Source organism: Paenibacillus sp. FSL P4-0127, from assembly GCF_038007325.1.
Taxonomy (GTDB): Bacteria; Bacillota; Bacilli; order Paenibacillales; family Paenibacillaceae; genus Fontibacillus; species Fontibacillus macerans.
This window is the reverse complement of sequence record NZ_JBBOWY010000001.1, coordinates 855,918-875,790: the sequence shown is the minus strand read 5'-3', so window position 1 is coordinate 875,790 and position 19,873 is coordinate 855,918. Positions and strand designations below refer to the sequence as shown.

Genomic DNA, 19,873 nt, shown 5'->3' with positions numbered 1-19,873 from the left:
GAAACCAAGGAGGAATTGAGTTTTATGAAAAAGAAGCGCGCAGCAACCAAACCAAGCTTTATCGCCTTATTGGGAGCGATCCTGCTTCTGGCGGCCATCCTGTCGGCCTGCAGCGGGGGCAAATCGGCGGGCGACCTCGGCGCAGGCCCGGGGCCGGGCGGTTCCGGCGGGGACGCTGGGAGCGGCCCCGGCAACTCCGGCGGCACCGGGCAGGTGACCATCACGCACTACACGATCGATTCGCCCGACCGGACGTTTATCGAGCAGCTGATCCCGGAATTCGAGAAAACCCACCCGAATATTAAAGTCAAAGTGGAAAAAGCGCCCTACGAGCAGTTCGACAGCAAGCTGCAGACGCTGATCGCCGGCGGCAACTCGCCCGATGTCACGAGCCATTACGGCTACGGCGGTTTCGCCGAATACTACAACAAAAACATGCTGCTCGACCTGACCGATCTGATGCAGGAAGACGGCTTTAACGCCGCCGACTACAGCATTCCCGAGCATTTGATGGAGATTTACAAGGTCGAGGGCCGCACCTACGGCATTCCGGTAAACATCTACGTTACGCTGATGCTCTACAACAAGGATATGTTCGACGCCGCGGGCATCCCTTATCCGCCCAGCGATTTCGAGGACAAGAGCTGGACGTTCGACAAAATGGTCGAGGACGCCAAGAAGCTGACGGTCATCTCCGACGACATCGCCAAAACGCAGTACGGCGTCGATTTCACCTGGGCCGAACGCGACATGCGCCCGCTTTACTTCGGCACGGAGCCTTACTCCGCGGACACCTGGACCAACGGCGGCGTCCCGTCGGAAACGTATTTCGATTCGCCGGAGGTGATCGCGGCCTACAATAAACTGTTTGGGCTGATTTTCAAGGACAAAGTGTCCCCCACGTCCGAATGGAGCAAAAGCGTGGCCGGCCAAAACGGCGATCCGTTCGTCGCCGGGAAGATCGGGATGTCCGTCGGCGGCTCCTGGAACCTGGCCGGGGCCAACGATTTTCCGTTCAAGACGGGCGTAGCCGCAGTGCCTTGGGGCGGCAACGAGAAGGTGCGCAGCACGCTGTTTGTCGATCCGCTGCTGATTCTGAAAGACTCCAAGCACCCGAAGGAAGCGTTCGAGTGGATCAAATACCTGCTGACGGACGAAGTGCAGGAACGGTCGATCGAACTGAGCGGCGGCAACCCGCCGGTCAATGCGAAAGCGGCCGAAACGTACTACAAGTTTTTTGAAGGCGTCAATCCGGAAGATGTGAAGAAAGTTTACGAAGGCGCCACGAAATACGGGTTCGAATCCTACAATCACCTGGTCACCCATTACTCGCAAATCAACGACATGTTCATCAATGAGATGCAGCCGATCGAAACCGGCCATAAAACGGTAGAGGAAGTGATGCCCGCGATTCAGAAAAAAATCACCGAAATTCTTAAGCGATAGTCTGATGTTTTAGCGGACGATACGCCGGGCCTGTTATACTAAAGCTAACAAAAAGGTTTCAAGGAACGGAAAATCTGCCGCAAGGAGAAATCGAAATGAAGGTTAGTATTTTTGACGTTGCCAAAAAATCGGGGCTTTCGGTCGTTACCGTATCCCGTGTGCTGAACGGGGCGGAAACCGTACGGGAGAAAAACCGGCAAAAGGTGCTCGAAGCCATGAAGGAGCTGGATTACCGCCCCAATGCGGCCGCCCGCAGCCTCGCCAGCGGCAAAACCGGCATCATCGGCGTAATCCTTACAACGCTGCACGACTCTTTTTTCGATGCGGTGGTCAAAGAGCTTAATGAGGTGCTGGCGCTGCACGGCTACTATTTGGCCGTTTCGGTTTCGGCCGGGATCAGCGAAGGCGGCGATCATTACCTGATTCAGGAGGACCGGGTCGACGGCCTGCTCCTCCTCTCGCCGATGGATGAAGACAATTATATTCTGGAGCTCAAGCGGCGCGGCATTCCGTATGTGCTGATCGATCACCAGAAGCCGGAGAACGACGCCTTCTCCGTGACGGTCGACAATTGGAAAGGCGGGTATGCGGCGGCCCGGCATCTGCTGGAGCTGGGACATACCTCCATCGCCCATCTGTGCGGCCAGGAGGTGTTCCGCAGCACGCGGGAGCGGCGCGGCGGTTTTATGCAGGCGCTGGAGGAGCAAGGGCTTAAGCCGTTTGAGATCGTGTACGGCGATTTCGATATCGCCTTCGGCTACGAGACATGCAAGCGCTGGCTGCGCGAAGGCAAGCTGCCCGGCGCCGTGTTTGCCGGCGACGACAACATCGCCCTCGGCGTCGTGAACGCCCTGATGGAAGCCGGCGTGGAGGTGCCCGGGAGGGTAGCGGTCGTCGGTTACGACGATCACTTCATCGCTTCCCGGCTCCGGCCTCACATGACCACCGTCCGCCAGCCCGCCGACAAAATCGCGCTGGCCGCCGCGGACATGCTGCTGAAGCGCATCGACGGCAAAATGAAGCGCGGCGCCAGCCTGCGGATCGATCCGGAGCTGATCGTCCGGGAGACGACCGCGAACAAGGAGTGACTTACGATTGGGATATTATTTGGGGATCGACGGGGGAGGCACCAAAACCTACGCTCTGTTGACCGATGAGCACGGGAATGTGCTTGGCAAAGGCCGGAGCGGAAACGGCAATCACCAGCTTGGCGCCGAGCGGGCGGAGCGCAGCATCCGGGAAGCAGCGCGGATGGCCTTGGACGAAGCCGGGCTGCGCATCGAGGAGCTGCGTCACGCCTATCTGGGCCTGGCCGGGGCTGACCGCGAAGCCGATTACCGTGTCCTCCACCCGCTTGTGCGCGGGATGGGGTTCACGAAATACACGATCGACTGCGACACGATGATCGGGCTGCGGGCGGGAACGAATCGCCCTTACGGCGTCGCCTTGATCTGCGGCACCGGCACCAACGCGGCTGGCCGCAATCCGCAAGGCGCGTTTTACCAATGCGGCGGCTTCGATTATATGTACGGCGATTTCGGCGGCGGCGGCGCGCTGAACATCGAGGTGTTCCGCTCCGTCATCCGCGCCTGGGACGGCCGGGAGCAGCCGACGCGGCTGACCGGGCTGCTGCTGGGGATGCTCGGGTACGCGAACGTGGAAGACATGTTCCACGACTTCCTCGATCACGGCAAAGCCGTGCCGGTCGACGCGGCCCGGCTGCTGTTTCCCGCCGCCGCGGAGGACGATGCGGTGGCGCTGGAGATTTTGCGCCGCCAGGGCGACGAGCTGGGCAAGTCGGCGGCGGCGGTAATCCGCAGGCTGGGGTTGGAGCGCGACGTCTTCGACGTCGTGCTGGCCGGCAGCCTGCTCACGCGCGGGGACCGCGGCTGGATCCGCGGTCCGATCGAGCGGGCCGTGCGGGCGGCAGCGCCGCACGCCGCGGTTGTGACGCTCGCCACGGAGCCCGTCGTCGGGGCGGTATGGCTCGCGATGGAGGCCGACGGCCTCGCCGTCGCCGGCGACGTGTACGCCCAAATGTCGCGGTACGGCGAATTTGATGAAATCAAACTTTATTCCAACAATCATTAGCGGACGGCTCCAGCCCCTGGAAATTACGCAGGTTTGGCTTGCTTGGTTTGGACTTGGTTTGGCTCTACTTGGTTTGGCGCGACTTAGCTCGACTTGGTTTGGCGCGACTTAGCTCGACTTGGTTTGGCGCGACTTAGCTCGACTTGGTTTGGCCCGACTTGGCTCGGCTTGGTTTGGCATAACGGCAAAAAATGCCCCTATTTCGGCGGCAAGCCCCCTTTGGAGTGGAATAGCAACATTTTATGCCTCTATTTTCTCGAGTCGCAGGGAAATGGCTGCTTTTCACACCGTTGGTTGGAAAATAGGCACAAAAAAATCCGCTAATGACCGCCCAACTGCTCAAGTTTGGAAAATAAGGGCCTAAAGTGCCGCTATTATTATGGCTCAACTTAAATAACAGTGCTTTACGGTCGGCTGGCCATGGAGACAGGGACTTCATCTTGTGCTGGCTGATTATGCTGGCTGAGGGGACAGGAGCGCCCTTAACGGACCGGAAGCGCCTTATTTGCCACTGGCGTTGCATAAACTCAAGCTCATGCACAAGACAACTTGTTGCCTTGATACATTTCAGTTTTCCCGCACAAAGGCTTAGGTGTTCAAATTAAAATTGAGCTTGCAGTAGATCTAACGATTGTAGCAGTGGCTATTTTCCGAAAAAAACCCCTTTCAAGCTTCTAACGGTTGTGAACGCCGTTAATTACCTTAATCTAGACAAAAATAGCCGGGGTTCAGTGAAATAAGCGCTATGGCAACCGTTACAATTTGAAATCAACGTTTTTTGACCGCATAGCGGTTATGGCAACCGTTAGAATAGTTGGGGTTAGAGGTGTGCCTTGTGTAACTTGTGTATCTTGTCAGAATTAATGCAACGCTAGTGTTTATTTGCCCGATAACGACCAAATCATGCCCGAATGTGCCTAAATATTCCCTAATATCCCTGTAAAGGCCAAATAAGGTCGATAGGGTCTGCTTTTTATTAAATTGAACTTATAATATCGACAGGAGTGATGGATCTTGGCAACGGAGCAAGGCTTGAAAATCGCCGTCATCGGCGGCGGCTCTTCGTATACGCCGGAGCTCGTCGAAGGCTTCATCCTGCATTACGGGGGGCTGCCGGTACGCGAGCTGTGGCTCGTCGACATCGAGCCCGGCCTGCGCAAGCTGAACATTGTCGGCAATCTGGCCCAACGAATGGTCGAGAAGTCGGGACTGCCGATCGAAGTACACCTGACGACCGACCGCCGGGCGGCGATCGAAGGCGCCGATTTCGTCAGCACGCAGATGCGCGTCGGCATGCTGGACGCCCGGGCGCGCGATGAATCGATTCCGCCGAAATACGGCGTGATCGGCCAGGAGACGACCGGTCCCGGCGGCATGATGAAGGCGCTGCGCACGATTCCGGTGCTGCTGGACGTGTGCCGGGATATCGAGGAGCTGGCGCCGGACGCGTGGCTGCTCAACTTCACCAACCCGGCAGGCATGGTGACCCAAGCGATTCACAAGTATTCCAAGGTGAAGAGTATCGGTCTCTGCAATGCCCCGATCGGCCTGATCAAGCAGGTATCGGCCAAATACGGCGTAGCTGCGGACCGGGTGTATGCCGAATTCGTCGGCTTGAACCACCTGCATTGGGTGTCGCGGATCGATGTGAACGGCGAAGACAAGCTGGATGACATGCTGGCCGACACGGCCGGCTACAGCGCGCAAAACGTGCCGCCCCGGGAATGGAATCCGGAATTTCTGCAATCCCTGCGCGCCCTGCCCTCTTATTATTTGAAATATTTTTACATGACCGACGCGATGCTGGAGGAGCAGCTGGAATCCCTGAAACAAGGGCAAAACCGCGCCGAGGTTGTGAAGCGCGTTGAAGAAGAGCTGTTCGAGCTCTACAACGATCCCGATCTGAAGGAGAAGCCGAAGCAGCTTGAGCAGCGGGGCGGCGCGTTCTACTCGGAGGCGGCGGTCAATCTGATGCGCTCGCTCTACAATGGCACAAACGATATCCAAACGCTCAACGTGGCCAATCGCGGCATCCTGGACTTTCTGCCGGACGACGCCTGCATCGAGGTCAACTGCGTCGTGACCCGAAACGGCCCGCTCCCGCTCCCGCTGACCAAAATCCCGCCGATGGCCAAAGGGCTGATCCACGCGGTCAAAACCTACGAGCAGCTGGCCATCGACGCCGCCGTCACCGGCGACCGCAGCCTAGCCCTCCAGGCGTTGGCCCATCACCCGCTGGTGCCGTCCGTCGAGGCGGCCATCCGCATGCTGGATGAAATGCTGGAGGCGAACAAGGAGTTCCTGCCGAGCTTTTTCCCGAAGGAAGCGGCCGCAGCGAAAGACGTTAACTAAACTAATCCGCTATTTAAAAGACATCAATAAAGATGTATTAGAAGGCAAATATACTACTAACAAGAATTTGTCTTGCTACCTATGAACGAGTTATTAATCTTGCCGCTAAGAATGGAAATGGAATAATAATAATGCAGAATAAAAACTGGCAAAACCCTGATTTGCCAATTATCACTGTAGTACCGCAAGGTGAGTGAATAATAACATGAAGATGAGTCTGGCTTCCCTGTTTTTGGGGAGTCAGACTCAAAACTATGTTTATTGGGAGTGCTTCCAATGTATCGGCTTCAATTAAAATTAATAATTATCTATTTTATTGCTTCTCTAATAATAGGTCTCTCTGTCCTATATGATTATCATCAATTTGGCGCTATAACCAGATCGGATTTATCTTATATATTTCTCACACCTGGACTTATCACTGGGCTCTCCTTACATTACATCTACAGTAAAAGTAAAAATGGAATGCATAACTTTTTATTTTCAATATCCCATTTTTGCTTTTACTTAATCCCCTTTTTAATTATTTTTATGATTTCCGGTATGAGTCCGCTCGAAATAACGAACTACTTTTTAATCTCTCTATTCTATTTCGTGATTTCTTTTCAGTTCTTTTTTGTCTATAACGTAAAGAAGTATTTGTTTATAAGAGTAACAATGACCATCATCTTTATAGTTATCTTTATAGTTATCTTTTTAGCCCCATTATTCCATGTTTTAACTTACTTACAGGCTGTAACCATTTCGCCAATCATTGCTTTTCTTTATTCCTTGATACTCGTATTAATATTTAACTCAAGCAAAAAATACAATTAATCTTATCAGCCCCACTCCTGCGAAAAACATAAGGACAATAAATGGCGTTATTCCGACGATATCCGTCCATTTGAGAAAAATAGAGGAAATTAATGGCTCAACACCGAGATCAGTGTGCTTGACAAAATAAATTATGACTTTGGCTCTGGGGTGGCTGTCTATAGTGTTCGTGTCTTGGTATCCCTGCATACTGCTTTGCACGATTATCCCTTTTGTTCCGGGGGTTGAGGGTGGGGGTTGATCACGGTACTTTCGTTTTTCCCGGTGTCTTGCCCCGTTCCTCCCGTCAGGTCTGCTTCACTTCTCCTAGACCTCCTTCTCACAAACTTGTCTAACGATCTCGAGCATGTCTGCTGCTCCCAAACCTATTTTCTTCTCCTGAATTTATCTTTTTCTCTGCTTCCGGATCAAACGGGATAATCATGCAAAGCGTCCGGACAGTGGATATTGACCTGCCGGTATTTCTTGCCACGATCGGTTACCGGCTTAACTATCAAGCGCTGCCTTCTAGGTTGGGATCCTGCTTCGGGGTGCTTTTTGCATGGCTCAGTTAAATAAGGGAGCTCCTTCCCACGTGATCCCCCGCCCTATCCCCCCAACATCCCCTGCTCCCTTCGATACCCCTGCGGCGAGACGCCTTTCGCCTTTTTGAACACGCGGCCGAAATGCGTTCCGCTTTGGTAGCCGATGCGGTAGGCGATTTCCGTCACCGGCAGCTCCGTCTCCCGCAGCAGCCGGCAGGCCTGCTCGATTCGGACGCGGTTGATGTAAGCGACCAGCGTCATTCCTGTCACCCGGGGAAAAATGTGGCTGAGGTAATACGCGCTGAGGTGGAATCGGCCGGCAAGCCCGCTTAGGCTGAGGTTTTCTTCGTAATGGGCGGTGATGTACTTGGCCACCTCGGTGACTTCCCGGTAAGGCCGCTTCCCCGCCTCCGCTTCCCCATGATCAACTGGGCGGTTCTCCGCCAAGCGTACCAGGGTTAGCAGCAGTTGTGACAAAAGAAGCCGGCAATAATCCTCGTACCCGGTCCCCCTCCCGCTCTGCTCGGCAAGCATCCGGGCGAGCAGAGGCTGCACAAAGTTTTGCTCATCCGCGCTTAACCGCATCACCGGAAAGTCATTGAACAAACGCTCAAAGTCCTCTTTCCTGCCCGGCAGATGACCGGCGAACGCCTCCGTGCGAAAATTGATCAGAATCCGCTCATGGGGCTGCGACAGCTTGCCGGAAGGCGATGTTTTGTGCAGCACATCCAGCGGGATCAGCACCACGTCGCCGCCGCGGATATGATATGTTTGATTTTTGATAAAATAGCAGCGCTCCCCGGACACCAAATAGTAGATTTCCCAGGCATCGTGAAAATGCTCCCCATCCATGGTAAACCGGCCCGGCTGCTTGGCCGCCTCGATCGTGAAATGCCGCGCGATGGGCGCGAGCTGCCCTTCCATATTCATCCCGGTTCCCCCCTGCCGCAGATGGATTTACTTCCCTGGTCCATTTCAGCAAAAAATGTAGAATCCGCCGATCAATTCAGCAATAATCGTGCTGTAATCGCTCTCATTTTGCTCTATCGTAATTGTAACACGACACGAAGGAGTGAATAAATCGATGGATTTGAAAATCGCTTATATCGGGGGCGGCTCGCGCGGCTGGGCTTGGGGGTTGATGAGCGACCTGGCTTTAGAGCCGGCGCTTTCGGGGGCCGTCGCTTTGTACGATATCAACTTGGCTGCCGCCAAAGCCAACGAGCAAATCGGCAACCGGCTGCAGGAGCATCCCGAGGCCGTCGGCCGCTGGCGTTACCAAGCGGTGAAGACGCTGCCGGAGGCGCTGAAAGGAGCCGATTTCGTCATCATCTCGATTTTGCCCGGCACGTTCGCCGAGATGCAATCGGACGTTCATGCGCCTGAAGCATATGGCGTGTATCAGTCCGTCGGCGACACCGTCGGTCCGGGCGGCGCCATCCGCGCGCTGCGCAGCGTCCCGATGTACGCCGAGATCGCCGCCGCCATCCGCGACCACGCGCCGCGCGCCTGGGTCATCAACTACACCAACCCGATGAGCGTGCTGACCCGTACGCTGTACGAAGTGTTCCCGGGCATCAAAGCGTTCGGCTGCTGTCATGAGGTGTTCGGCACGCAGTCGCTGCTCGCCGAAATGCTCAAGGATATGCAAGGGATCACCGATGTCCGGCGCCAGGACATTCAGGTGAACGTGCTCGGCATCAACCACTTCACCTGGCTCGACCGCGCTTTTTACCGGGGCGCCGACCTGTTCCCGCTTTATCGTGAATTTGCTGTAAAATACGCCGAGGAAGGGTTCAGCGGCCACGCCGATAAAGACCACTGGATCAACAACAGCTTCGCCTCCGCCAACCGGATCCATTTCGATCTGTTCCTGCGGTTTGGCCTGATCGCCGCCGCCGGGGACCGCCATCTCGCCGAATTCCTGCCAAACACCTGGTACTTGCGCGATCCCGAACACGTCAAAAGCTGGAAGTTCGGGCTAACCCCCGTCTCCTGGCGGATCGACAACCAGAAAAAGCTGATGGACCGCAGCCGTCGCCTCGTCTCCGGCGAAGAAACGTTTACGCTGAAAAACAGCGGCGAAGAGGGCATCGCCATGCTGCGCAGTTTGACCGGGGCCGGCGGCCCGATGGTCACCAACGTCAATCTGCCCAATCGCGGCCAGGTGGCCTCGCTGCCGATCGGCGCCGTCGTCGAGACTAACGCCGTGTTCAGCGCGGACAGCGTGCAGCCGGTATTGGCCGGCAGCCTGCCGGACGATATCAACAACCTGGTCATCCGCCACGTTTACAACCAGGAAGCGCTGGTCAAAGCCTCGCTGAACCAAGACCGTGAGCTGGCGCTGCGGGCGTTTATGAACGATCCCCTGCTCTCCGCCCTGACGCCGGCGCAAGCGGAGGAGCTTTTCGTGACCATGCTGAACAACACCAAGGCTTATTTGCCGGATTGGCTGTTGGAAACGTACATGAAGGCTTGATGATCGCTCATAAATCGTAAAATAGGGGTGCCCGTGGCTCCCGAGTTATGGAGAACAATAACCAATGGGTGCCCCAATCAACGTATATATTAGGCTTTGTCGCCATGAAGCCGGGGACAAAGCCCTAAGGTATATCACCGCAGTGTACAGGACTATTTTTCGGTCGGGGGCCTTGTTTGCCAGGTATGGCGGTGAGGAATTTGTAATCGGCCTGCCAGCAGCTTCCATCCGGGAAGCCGGGGAAGTCGCGGAACAGCTCCGAACTGCTTTGGAGGAAAAACCGTTCGATACTGCAGGCGAGCTAGTCCCGATAACCGCAAGCTTCGGCGCCGCCCAATATGCAGGGGCTCACGATACGCTCGAGTCGCTGCTCCGGGATGCCGACACCGCCCTTTACGAATCTAAACGAAACGGCCGGAATGCGGTCAGCCTGCATCCTGTGGCCATGTCATAACGGATAACCTTGCATCAAAGCTTGAATTCCGTTCCTAAGTTACTGCTTTCTGCGTCCTGAGCCCATTGGTTTATACATCGGCTCTTTTCTTTGTGGAAACCATAATGCTGAACCTGTAGTACTGATTAATGAGCTCGTCCAACCGCACGGATTGTTTCAGGACCAGAGCGTGACCAAGCCCGTAGATCATCTCTAATTGGACAAGCCTCTTTCGGGCTAATTCAATCCTTATTTTTAATTTTTCGGGGCTTTCCATCAACGATTTTCCTCCTACCGCCATCATTCTAATGTATGATGTTAAACCCAGGGTGTGGCTATTTTGTCAGCAGTGGAACTTTCTTACAGAGGGAGGAGGGAGTGAGAGAGCATCGATCCGGAATTTTTTAGCAATCCACGAAATGCAAAAGCCGATTTTTAAAGAAGGTGGAATGCACTTTTGCAGTTGAATAAGCCAAGTTGGAGTTCTTTTTGCGATTACAATTGGTTCAGCTTCCATAGGATTAAAAAAAGCGTCCCCTGGATCAATAATCCAGGAACGCTTTTTAGGTTATGTAATTACATTCCGTGCCCGTGACCATTTATAGTCAATACAGGAGTTGGCTGTTTTTCAATAGAAATTAGATTTGAACCTGGAAGAATTGTAACCGCCACCAAGCTACATAAAGCTACCCATAAAGCCAATTTTCTTCTCATTAAGTTTTTGCACCTCGCCGATTAAATTTTTATACCTTTGGTTCGCTGCTTCATTTGCAAAATTCCGGTGTTGTTCAAAGAAGCCGATACATTTAAGAATACCGTAACCGCTGCGAATTTCAATAGCGAATGCAAAACAATCGAGAACATACGCCAACCCTTGTTGAAAATCGCCTTTCTTTAAATAGTACTCGCCTAAACCTGCTAATAGATTTAGATAGCAATCGTCTGTAACTTGCTCCATGATCTTTCCAAGACGATTATGTTGTTCGCTATACTTTAAATGAGACCCATATTGTTCAAGCACGAAATCAATATTCATGTCGAACTTGTTTGCCGCAGTTACGATCTCACTTAAGGCAACGAATACTTCGTTTTCTCTTGTGGAAATATACTCTAAATATTCAGGAAGAATTTCTACTTTGCCGGACATTAATTGATACAGGTAACGATTCCCCTCAGCACATTCCTGAAACTGGTGAATCACGACCAGTTCGTCTTCATTTGGTTCCTTCACCCAACTACAATCCGTATACAAGGAGACATAATATAAGGCATTCTCATATTCTTTTAAATGAAAATATGTATCTCCTAATTCCAAATAAGAGTACATGATATAAAAAATAATCGGTTTTTTCGTTTCCTTCGGCTTTTTGTTGCCGTTTAACTCATAGTGAATAGTTGCCATTACCTTTAGTTTTTCGGCCAATTCTTTAACCTTATCCCGCCGATTGACCGTGGCAAACACATTGATCAAATCTTTAATTGCATCCAGTTGATAAGGTTCGTCGAGCCGATCCACAAAATGTTCAAATTGCAAAGCCAGCAACAAATTTCGATTCTGATCCTTGGACAACCCCAACGTAAACAACCGGTATTGGCAAAGCGCCAGCCGCTCGGAATGCTGCTTCTGCTCACTTTCCGCGATTGATTCATAAAGTATGGCAGCCGCTTTCCATTTGTTCTCGTGAAAAAACTGCTCGGCCAAGTTAAACAACAACGGTATGTAAGCAAGGTTATCCATCATTAACCGAACCGATTGCTCAATACAGTCGAGCTTATTCAGCTCGGCGCACCGCTGCAGAAATGGTCCCAACCTGCGCCAGTCCGGCGCGGCCTGAAAAAAGCATTCATCAATATACAACTCATAAAAATGTCCTTCGGGCAGTCCCATCCCTGCCGTAATCCGGTCAAGCTGCTGCATGGCAATGGGCCGATGCCCATTGATAATGCCGCTTAACGTTCCGGAATTGATCTGCGTAAGTTCGGAGAATTGATTGAGCGTGATACTCTTGTTTTTTAAATAAGCCTCCAACTGGGAGCGAATCGTCGTTGCCGCTTTCAAGCGAACACCTCCTTTTACACAATAATGGAATAAACAACCATATATGACTAATAGTATAGACTAATATAACATCGGTCAATAAGGAAAAGGAAAAAAATGTTACAAAATTAACTTTTTCTAAAAAAAGAAAACCTCGACGGTGCGGAACCGATCAAGGTAATCTAACTTTTATACGCTGATTTCCGTAAAATTCATTTTCTCATATAACCGTTTGTACTCCCGGTTCACTTCGTCAGAGGCATAACTTCGATATTGTCCAAACAATTCCACACTTTTTAGCATTCCGTGTCCACTACGGGTATCAACAGCGTACGCCAAACTATCTAAAACAAACCTAAATCCCCGCCCTAAGTCACTTTTCCTTAAATAATACTCTCCCAAACCAATTAATAAATTCAAGTACTTATCATTAGTATTTTGCTCACAAATCTTCCCGAGGCGGTAGCGCTGTTCCTGGTAAGTTAAATAAGACTTGTACTTCTCAAGTATAAAATCGATATTAAAACCATACCGGTTAGCCGCAATAACAATTTCGCATAGAGCGGTAAAAACTTCGTTTTCCCGGGTAGATATATACTTCTCGTAATCCGGCAGAACCTCAACTTTCCCCGACATTAATTGATACAAGTAACGGTTACCCTCGGCCCATTCCTGAAACTGACGAATCACGACCATTTCTTCTTCGCTAGGATTTTTTACCCAATCGCAGTCCATATACAGGGGAACATATTGCAGCGCATTTTCATAGTCTTCTAAATTGAAAAGTGCGTCACCTAATTCTAAATAGGCATATAAAACATAAAAAATAATCTGTTTTTTGGTTTCCGTCGGCTTTTTACCACCATTCATCTCATAATAAATAGTTGCCCTTACTTTTAATTTTTCCGCCAGTTCTTTGACCTTATTCCATCTGCGCAATGAAAGAAACACATTGAGTAAATCATTTAACCCATCCAACTGATAAGGTTCATCCAGCCGATCCACATAAGGTTCAAATTGGGCGGCCAGCAATAAGTTCTTGTTTTGGTCCTTGGACAAACCCAGTGTAAATAAACGATACCGGCAGAGCGCCAGCCGCTCGGAGTGCTGCATCCGTTCACCCTCCGCGACCGCTTCGTATAATAGTACGGCCGCCTCCCGCTTGCCTTCATGAAAAAACTGTTCGGCCAAGTCAAAAAGCAATGGTATATAGGAGAGGTTGTCCATCAATAACCGAACCATTCGCTCAATACATTCCAGCTTGTTCAGCTCGGCGCACCGCTTTAAAAAGGGGCCCAGCCTGCGCCAATCCGGCGCAGCATGAAAAAAGCATTCCTCAATATACGCCTCATAGAAAAAACCTTCGGGCAATCCCATCCCCGCCGTGATCCGGTCCAACTGCTGCATGGCAATGGGCCGATGGCCGTTGATAATCCCGCTTAACGTTCCGGAGTTAATCTGCGTTTTTCCGGAAAACTGATTCAGCGTCATCCGGTTGCTTTTCAAATATTCCTCCAATTGCGTGCGAATCGCAGCCACAGATTTCAAGCGAGCCCCTCCTTCCTCAATAAACCGAGACAATCGATATACTAATTTTATAATACGGTTAGCTGCATTATGGAGCAATAAGGAAGAAATGTGCATGATTGGGTTGCTATTAATCCCTGGCTAACTGAGAAGCCTAACAAAAAAAAATCTCAAAAGCATTAGAGCCAATCAAAGACGAAAAATCTTAGGAATCATTGAGCAGTCGTCTTTAAACGCGGAATTGTTTCAGTAAACATAACATTGCTTCTCCATGCTGATCGATGATATAGTTTACATATAAAAAACGAACGAAAAGTGAAGCACACTTGCCAGCGCCCAAGGGGCGTTGTAGCGGGTGTGCTTTTTTTGTTGAAAATTGCCGCATTATGGGAGAGGAAGGGATTATTTATGAGTGCTTATGAACTGGCGGTAAAAGAAGAGAAAGCGAAATGGCCGGAAGGCAGGCCATTCACTCCGCATGACGAAGCGTTCAAGAAACTGCTGCAGACCTTTTTTGCGGAGTTCATTGAATTGTTCTTTCCTGAGCTGGACAAGCTGCTCGATCATCGGCATACTCGCTTTTTGATGCAGGAACTACTTGTGGATATCGTTGGCGAGGAGAAGCGGACGCTGGATCTGCTGCTGGAGACGAGATATTTGGAGTTGGATGCGTACATACTGATTCACATCGAACCGCAATCCTACCGGGAAAACGACTTTCATGAGCGGATGTTCATCTACTTCAGCCGTTTGTTTGAGCGGCATCGGAAGGAGTATAAACTCATTATTCCCATTGCCGTCTTTACGGCGGACGAGGTCAGGGAAGAGAAAAATACGCTGGAGATGAGCACTCCTCAGCAGCCGATTTTGCGCTTTGAATTTATGAAGGTGGAGATGCGAAAGCAACCCTGGCGGCAATTTATCGATTCCGGTAATCCGGTGGCTGCTGCGCTGCTGGCGAAAATGGGCTATACTAAGGGAGAAAAGCGAGAAATACGCCTGGCGTATTTACGGATGATTTTAAGGCTGCAAGGAAAGTTGGATGATGCGCGAATGGCCCTGATCATGTCGGTGGCCGATCAGTATTTCAATGCCGATCCCGAAGAGGACAAGCGGTTGCTCGAAGAGTTGAAAGAACAATACCCGGAGGAAGGTGAGTCCCTTATGGAACTGATGCCCGCATGGAGTCGTTTGGGGTACGAGAAAGGTTTGGAGAAAGGCTTGGAAAAAGGGATTGAGCAAGGCATCGAGAAGACAGCGCTCAATATGCTTCGTGAGGGAATAGAGGCATCGCTGGTGGCCAAAGTTACGGGGCTGTCCGCAGAGCAGGTGGCGAAACTGAAGAAAACAAGCAAGCTATATAAGACGAACTAAATAAAAGATAATACTCCCACAATCTTACATGGAAACTTCGAGACCTCTTTTGTGATGAGGGGGGGAGTACCTATTTCTAAAGCTTGATTTTAAATCAGCTCCCCCCTTATGAGAACTGCCAAAATTCCGCAACGGGATTTCGTATCTCCTTGTTTAATATGTTAGCGAATACATATATTGCTCCAAAATTAAAAGGCAAATTTCCCTCAACTAAGTCCATTGTGTAACCATCTTCATCTACTTGGAGCATAAATTCAAATGAATCTTCTGTTAACTTAGTAAAATAATAGTCCTCATCTTGAATTAGCTTCGAAGTCCCTCCGATTTTAATCAAAAAGGATTGTTCCATTGATTTCTTATCAGCAATTATCTCCCCTCCACTAATTGAATGTTTTATGAGCTCAGAGTGAGTGAAGATATCTCTAGTGCTTTCTGAGGTCATGGGATGATCAATACTTGTATTGAACAATTCGGATAAATGTTGTTTTTCCATAATCAATCTTATTATCAAAGAATAAGGGCGCTCTTCCGCCTATCCAGCTTGTACATTTTTCCTCATATGGGCTTGCCTGAAAGATCATACAATGTGTTCTTTCAATGAAATTTCATTAAATTTACTCATGAGCATAGACGTAATGCATTTGATTCGTGAGCATAACAAGGAAAGTTTATTTTTGAGTGTAGTAGCATTTGGAGAATTACAAAAAGGAATCAATGAATTAAGCGATAAAGCTTGGAGCGAGCGGCTTCAAGCCTGGGTCGATCAGGATTTAACCAAACGATTTGAAGGACGAATTCTTCCCCTCGACTTAGATGTACTCTTAACGTGAGGTAAAATCCAAGGAAATTCAGAAAAAAACGGAACAACGTTACCTGTTATGTATAGCCTTACTGCTGCTACGGCAATTACCCACAAGCTAACCGTTGTAACCCGAATGTCAAAGACATCGAGCGTTGTTCTTTCGTATCCATCGCCGATATTTTGAAGACCAGTTGTTTAATCGCTTACTATCCGCTTACGTATCAACCGATACCATTACCTACGAGGGATTTGACAAACTAAGCCTAACGTTGCTAGCCTGATTTCAAATTTTCAATTCTTTTTAGTGCTCTTCCATTTCATAAAAGTATTCAACCCAATAGATATTATTAAAATAAACAATAGAAGGTTGGTAACCCCAAGACTAGACTCTAATTCTTTAATACTATTTGATATTTGATAGGACCCACTACTAACCGATGAACCGACACTACTTACTTGATTGGCTACATTGATTAATTGTTGCTTATAATCCCCTTCAGAATTATCCAATTTATCAACTCTTTTCTTCTTTATTGTATGTTTACAAGAATAGCATAAAAGTTTCTCATTTACAATAATAAGGATTATATGTTATATTATAATAGTAATTACACTAAAATATAGAAGGAATGTTTTTATGTGGAATCATAAGTTATTTTTTTCACTAAGCTTTGCTGTTATTCTTCTTATGAGTTCTCTAACAGGAGTATCGGCACAAAGTGTTAACAATTCAGCTACTGATGTTGAAAGGACAGAAAAATCTGTTTACAAATTAAAATTAGATGGCCTTACAGTTGAAACTCCCTACAGTCCAGACTTATACAATTTTCTGAGGGAAGAAAGTGAAAATAGTGTTAAAGTGACAGTTGTAGAAAAGTCGTCGGGAAAAACTGTTTCGGCTTACGGGGAAATTGTTGAATACAAAGAGGCCCCAAATAAATTACATGGTGAAGTAACTCCCCTTGGAACCGGCACATACACTACAAGAACTACATACAGAACATATTATGATCAAGGTTATAATGGGCTACATTTTGCAGGCGCGAATCTTTACACAGTTTATACATGCTGGCAGGACGGATCTTTTGGACAAATTAATTCTGTAGAGGATACTTACTGGTCTCCTGTTCCAGGAACCGGGAATTTCGAGTTAGAATCTCCACACGCCACTACTGTTCCTACGGGATCAACTAATAAATTCCCGACTAACAAGATGACAACTACTGGAACTGTAGTATTTAAGACGACATCCAAAGAGGCCTTTAATGTAAATCTTAAGTTTTTTGGATTTACCCTTGGTAGCGACAGTATTAATAGATATGCTATTACTAGTGCTGGCTACAATATTACCTTTGGTAGATAATATACATCCCTAATAAAATACCTCTCCTTTTTCTTACAATTAAGCCCACTGACCATATAGGTTAGTGGGCTTCACAACAGAAAAAACTCACCAGCAAGACTTTACTCATATTTTTCAATAAAAGAAAATCACCGTTTAACGCAACCCAAACTCGTCTGACGGATTTTTTAGAGATTTCCCCCTATATGACATCGAGCCAGATGTTGAAAGAAGCACGACCTCTAACGGAAAAGGATTTCTGTCAAAAAAAGAAACCGCCCCCCCTCCGGGATCCGGTCTCCAGTTAAATCAACCTGTTCTATCCATTTGAAAAGTTTTTAAGAAACTGCTTCGTCCGATCTTTCTGCGGATGGTTGAAAAATTGATCGGGCGGGCCCTGTTCAACGATGTTGCCGTCAGCAACAAACACGACTTGGTCCGATACCTCGCGGGCAAATGCCATTTCGTGCGTCACGATGATCATGGTCGTATCCAACTCCGCGATCGATTTGATAACCTGCAGCACTTCGGCTACCAGCTCCGGATCGAGCGATGAGGTCGGTTCGTCGAACAAAATGGCGTGCGGGCGCATGGCCAGCGCACGAGCGATGCTGACGCGCTGCTGCTGGCCGCCCGACAGCGTCGCGGGATAGTTGTCCTTCTTGTGGTCCAGCCCGACTTGCTTCAGCAGCTGCATGCCAAGCTCGTCCGCATCCTTTTTCGGCATTTTTTTCACAACGATCAAAGATTCCGTCACATTTTGCAATGCCGTTTTATTTTTGTACAAATTATAGTTTTGGAAGACCATGGCGGTTTGCGAACGCAACTGCTGAATTTCCTTACGCGTGCAGTTTTCCGCGTCCAGCTTGGCGTTTCCGATTTCAATGATCCCGGTGTCCGGCTTCTCCAGAAAGTTCAAACAGCGGATCAGCGTCGATTTCCCCGACCCGGAAGGGCCGATAATCGAGAGTACTTCCCCGTCTTTGAGTTCAAGATCGATGCCTTTAAGGACCTCCAGGCCTTTAAAGCTTTTGGTTAAATTCGTGACTCTAATCATATCCCATTCAACCTTTACGTCCGGTATGGACGCTCCAAGTATTTTTCCAGCAGCTGCTGCAAATAAGTGTACACGATAATCATCGCCCAGTAAATCAAGGCCACGGCCAAGTAAGCCTCAAAGAACCGGAACGATTCCGCCGCTTGCATTTTCGCTTCCGCAAAGATTTCCACAACCCCCAAAGTGAAGGCAAGCGAGGTTTCTTTGAGCAGCGAGATAAAAACGTTGCCTGTACCCGGAAGGGCATTGCGCGCCGCCTGGGGCAAGATGATGCGCCAGTACGCCTGCGCCTTCGTCATTCCTCCGGTTAAACAAGCCTCCATCTGCCCTTTGTCCACCGACAGAAGCGCGGCGCGAAAGATTTCCGCAAGGAAAGCGGCCTGCTTGATCCCGAGCCCGATAATCGCTGCGGTGACCGCATCCATTTTCGTAAAAAAGGGAAACAACTGCGGCAATCCGTAGTAGATCAGGAACAACTGTACCAGCATCGGGATGGAGCGAAAAAACGAAATATATACGCTGGCCAGCCCCCTTAGCCCCCGGTTGGAGCTGTTCCGCAGGAAAGCCAGCACTAGCCCGACCACCACGGCGATAACCATCGCTACAACGGCCATAAGCAAGGCAATCGGGATGTACTTCATCGCACCCGCCATCGCCACTAGAATATAAGAAGGATCAAAATTCATATCGAATCGCCTGCTCTCCAGTCACCAGAGCCATTACTCCGGTTTTACCGTAATATCTTCTCCGAAGTATTTATCAGAAATCTGTTTTAGCGTACCGTCGTCTCTCAATTTTTGAATCTCGGTGTTGATTTGCTCGATCAAAGCGGCATTTTTTTCATTCTTGACAAACGGGAACGCAACATCCTCGTAATGGAACGGTTCACCGACAAACTTCAACGGCAAGTCCTGCTTTTTGATTTCGGCCAGCAGGGACGACTTAGAATTCACATAGCCGTCCACACGCTTGTTCAGCACATCGTTTTGCGCGCCGTCGCGAGTTTCGTACGTCCGGACTTTGATCTCGCCTTTCGTATCGAATTTCTCCAGGTTTTTCACGTTTTGCGAACCGAATACGCCGGCTACGGTTTTGCCTTTCAGGTCGTCCAACGTGTTGATATTCGTGTTGTCTTTATGCGTAACAATCGTCACCCCGGCGTAGGAATACGGAGCCGTGAAATCGTATTTGGCCTTCCGCTCGTCCGTCACCGCAACCGCATTAGCGATCGTATCGATTTTGCCGGTCTCCAATTGTCCTAACAAACCGCTGAAATCCGAATTGGTCCACTCGACGGTGTAACCGAGGTCGGCGGCTGCTTTCTCAATGACTTCCACGTCGAAACCGACTAGCTTGTCCCCTTCTTTATAGCTGTTGGGAAAAGATTGTCCTGTCGCCCCGACGCGAAGCACTTTCTTCCCGTCTGTCGCCCCGGAATTTGAACCGGAGCAAGCGGTAGCGAGCAAGCCGATTAAAAGTATAGAGATTAAGGTAAATAGATATCTTTTCTTCATTTTTGTGTTTTCCCCCTCATTCATGATGTTATTCACTTATATCGACAAATTCGACAATTTAATGAGTTTCATTATATA

General features: G+C 49.5%; 17 protein-coding genes. 9 read left to right on the top strand and 8 right to left on the bottom strand.

Annotated elements, in window-relative coordinates:
• Nucleotides 1-24 precede the first annotated feature (24 nt).
• From NYE74_RS03810 to NYE74_RS03795, 4 genes are all read left to right on the top strand, one after another.
• Nucleotides 25-1,446, top strand: a complete 1,422-nt coding sequence (locus tag NYE74_RS03810; protein ID WP_051985156.1) for an ABC transporter substrate-binding protein — start codon at nucleotides 25-27, stop codon at nucleotides 1,444-1,446.
• Nucleotides 1,447-1,541: 95 nt separating this feature from the next.
• Entirely contained in the window at nucleotides 1,542-2,534 is a 993-nt protein-coding gene (locus tag NYE74_RS03805) for a LacI family DNA-binding transcriptional regulator (RefSeq protein WP_036618323.1), read from the top strand.
• A gap of 7 nt (nucleotides 2,535-2,541) precedes the next feature.
• Nucleotides 2,542-3,537 carry an N-acetylglucosamine kinase gene (locus tag NYE74_RS03800; RefSeq protein WP_036618321.1) on the top strand — a complete coding sequence of 332 codons (996 nt, stop codon included), beginning with the start codon at nucleotides 2,542-2,544 and terminating at the stop codon, nucleotides 3,535-3,537.
• Nucleotides 3,538-4,551: 1,014 nt separating this feature from the next.
• Nucleotides 4,552-5,889, top strand: coding sequence for a 6-phospho-beta-glucosidase (locus NYE74_RS03795; RefSeq protein WP_124332257.1), 1,338 nt, complete (start codon nucleotides 4,552-4,554; stop codon nucleotides 5,887-5,889).
• Between the two features lie 1,403 nt (nucleotides 5,890-7,292).
• On the opposite strand, the gene NYE74_RS03790 is transcribed toward NYE74_RS03795, so the two are convergent.
• On the bottom strand, nucleotides 7,293-8,159 hold the full coding sequence (locus tag NYE74_RS03790; protein ID WP_036618316.1) for an AraC family transcriptional regulator: 867 nt from the start codon (nucleotides 8,157-8,159) through the stop codon (nucleotides 7,293-7,295).
• A 154-nt stretch (nucleotides 8,160-8,313) separates the two neighbouring features.
• On the opposite strand from NYE74_RS03790, the gene NYE74_RS03785 reads away from it, so the two are divergent.
• Both NYE74_RS03785 and NYE74_RS03780 read left to right on the top strand, forming a co-directional pair.
• Nucleotides 8,314-9,708, top strand: coding sequence for a family 4 glycosyl hydrolase (locus NYE74_RS03785; protein ID WP_124332256.1), 1,395 nt, complete (start codon nucleotides 8,314-8,316; stop codon nucleotides 9,706-9,708).
• Between the two features lie 64 nt (nucleotides 9,709-9,772).
• On the top strand, nucleotides 9,773-10,162 hold the full coding sequence (locus NYE74_RS03780; protein WP_124332255.1) for a GGDEF domain-containing protein: 390 nt from the start codon (nucleotides 9,773-9,775) through the stop codon (nucleotides 10,160-10,162).
• A gap of 70 nt (nucleotides 10,163-10,232) precedes the next feature.
• Here the strand turns inward: NYE74_RS03780 and NYE74_RS03775 are convergent, their stop codons facing one another.
• From NYE74_RS03775 to NYE74_RS03765, 3 genes are all read right to left on the bottom strand, one after another.
• Nucleotides 10,233-10,352: an aspartyl-phosphate phosphatase Spo0E family protein gene (locus NYE74_RS03775; protein WP_230876949.1), complete on the bottom strand. Its 120-nt coding sequence runs from the start codon at nucleotides 10,350-10,352 to the stop codon at nucleotides 10,233-10,235.
• A 465-nt stretch (nucleotides 10,353-10,817) separates the two neighbouring features.
• Nucleotides 10,818-12,200, bottom strand: a complete 1,383-nt coding sequence (locus tag NYE74_RS03770; RefSeq protein WP_036618309.1) for a helix-turn-helix domain-containing protein — start codon at nucleotides 12,198-12,200, stop codon at nucleotides 10,818-10,820.
• A gap of 168 nt (nucleotides 12,201-12,368) precedes the next feature.
• Nucleotides 12,369-13,718, bottom strand: coding sequence for a helix-turn-helix domain-containing protein (locus NYE74_RS03765; RefSeq protein ID WP_306308141.1), 1,350 nt, complete (start codon nucleotides 13,716-13,718; stop codon nucleotides 12,369-12,371).
• Between the two features lie 396 nt (nucleotides 13,719-14,114).
• On the opposite strand from NYE74_RS03765, the gene NYE74_RS03760 reads away from it, so the two are divergent.
• On the top strand, nucleotides 14,115-15,080 hold the full coding sequence (locus tag NYE74_RS03760; RefSeq protein WP_051985155.1) for an Rpn family recombination-promoting nuclease/putative transposase: 966 nt from the start codon (nucleotides 14,115-14,117) through the stop codon (nucleotides 15,078-15,080).
• Nucleotides 15,081-15,186: 106 nt separating this feature from the next.
• Here NYE74_RS03760 and NYE74_RS03755 read toward each other — a convergent pair whose 3' ends face one another.
• On the bottom strand, nucleotides 15,187-15,573 hold the full coding sequence (locus tag NYE74_RS03755; RefSeq protein WP_227872791.1) for a hypothetical protein: 387 nt from the start codon (nucleotides 15,571-15,573) through the stop codon (nucleotides 15,187-15,189).
• A 142-nt stretch (nucleotides 15,574-15,715) separates the two neighbouring features.
• Here NYE74_RS03755 and NYE74_RS03750 point away from each other — a divergent pair, with 142 nt between their 5' ends.
• Both NYE74_RS03750 and NYE74_RS03745 read left to right on the top strand, forming a co-directional pair.
• On the top strand, nucleotides 15,716-15,910 hold the full coding sequence (locus tag NYE74_RS03750; protein WP_124332254.1) for a hypothetical protein: 195 nt from the start codon (nucleotides 15,716-15,718) through the stop codon (nucleotides 15,908-15,910).
• A 609-nt stretch (nucleotides 15,911-16,519) separates the two neighbouring features.
• On the top strand, nucleotides 16,520-17,245 hold the full coding sequence (locus tag NYE74_RS03745; RefSeq protein WP_124332253.1) for a hypothetical protein: 726 nt from the start codon (nucleotides 16,520-16,522) through the stop codon (nucleotides 17,243-17,245).
• Between the two features lie 298 nt (nucleotides 17,246-17,543).
• Here the strand turns inward: NYE74_RS03745 and NYE74_RS03740 are convergent, their stop codons facing one another.
• From NYE74_RS03740 to NYE74_RS03730, 3 genes are read right to left on the bottom strand one after another with little or no spacing between them, the layout of a single operon-like run.
• Nucleotides 17,544-18,281, bottom strand: a complete 738-nt coding sequence (locus NYE74_RS03740) for an amino acid ABC transporter ATP-binding protein (protein WP_036618303.1) — start codon at nucleotides 18,279-18,281, stop codon at nucleotides 17,544-17,546.
• Nucleotides 18,282-18,295: 14 nt separating this feature from the next.
• Nucleotides 18,296-18,967 carry an amino acid ABC transporter permease gene (locus NYE74_RS03735; RefSeq protein ID WP_036618302.1) on the bottom strand — a complete coding sequence of 224 codons (672 nt, stop codon included), beginning with the start codon at nucleotides 18,965-18,967 and terminating at the stop codon, nucleotides 18,296-18,298.
• A gap of 33 nt (nucleotides 18,968-19,000) precedes the next feature.
• Nucleotides 19,001-19,795: an amino acid ABC transporter substrate-binding protein gene (locus tag NYE74_RS03730; RefSeq protein ID WP_036618301.1), complete on the bottom strand. Its 795-nt coding sequence runs from the start codon at nucleotides 19,793-19,795 to the stop codon at nucleotides 19,001-19,003.
• Nucleotides 19,796-19,873: the final 78 nt, after the last annotated feature.

Excerpts from the sequence above, each read along its gene's own strand:
- NYE74_RS03755 (WP_227872791.1), bottom strand. The coding sequence starts at position 15,573 with ATGGAAAAACAACATTTATCCGAATTGTTCAATACAAGTATTGATCAT.
- NYE74_RS03735 (WP_036618302.1), bottom strand. The coding sequence starts at position 18,967 with ATGAATTTTGATCCTTCTTATATTCTAGTGGCGATGGCGGGTGCGATG.
- NYE74_RS03790 (WP_036618316.1), bottom strand. The coding sequence starts at position 8,159 with ATGAATATGGAAGGGCAGCTCGCGCCCATCGCGCGGCATTTCACGATC.
- NYE74_RS03745 (WP_124332253.1), top strand. The coding sequence starts at position 16,520 with ATGTGGAATCATAAGTTATTTTTTTCACTAAGCTTTGCTGTTATTCTT.
- NYE74_RS03785 (WP_124332256.1), top strand. The coding sequence starts at position 8,314 with ATGGATTTGAAAATCGCTTATATCGGGGGCGGCTCGCGCGGCTGGGCT.
- NYE74_RS03760 (WP_051985155.1), top strand. The coding sequence starts at position 14,115 with ATGAGTGCTTATGAACTGGCGGTAAAAGAAGAGAAAGCGAAATGGCCG.
- NYE74_RS03780 (WP_124332255.1), top strand. The coding sequence starts at position 9,773 with ATGGGTGCCCCAATCAACGTATATATTAGGCTTTGTCGCCATGAAGCC.
- NYE74_RS03750 (WP_124332254.1), top strand. The coding sequence starts at position 15,716 with ATGCATTTGATTCGTGAGCATAACAAGGAAAGTTTATTTTTGAGTGTA.
- NYE74_RS03775 (WP_230876949.1), bottom strand. The coding sequence starts at position 10,352 with ATGATCTACGGGCTTGGTCACGCTCTGGTCCTGAAACAATCCGTGCGG.
- NYE74_RS03805 (WP_036618323.1), top strand. The coding sequence starts at position 1,542 with ATGAAGGTTAGTATTTTTGACGTTGCCAAAAAATCGGGGCTTTCGGTC.
- NYE74_RS03730 (WP_036618301.1), bottom strand. The coding sequence starts at position 19,795 with ATGAAGAAAAGATATCTATTTACCTTAATCTCTATACTTTTAATCGGC.
- NYE74_RS03740 (WP_036618303.1), bottom strand. The coding sequence starts at position 18,281 with ATGATTAGAGTCACGAATTTAACCAAAAGCTTTAAAGGCCTGGAGGTC.
- NYE74_RS03810 (WP_051985156.1), top strand. The coding sequence starts at position 25 with ATGAAAAAGAAGCGCGCAGCAACCAAACCAAGCTTTATCGCCTTATTG.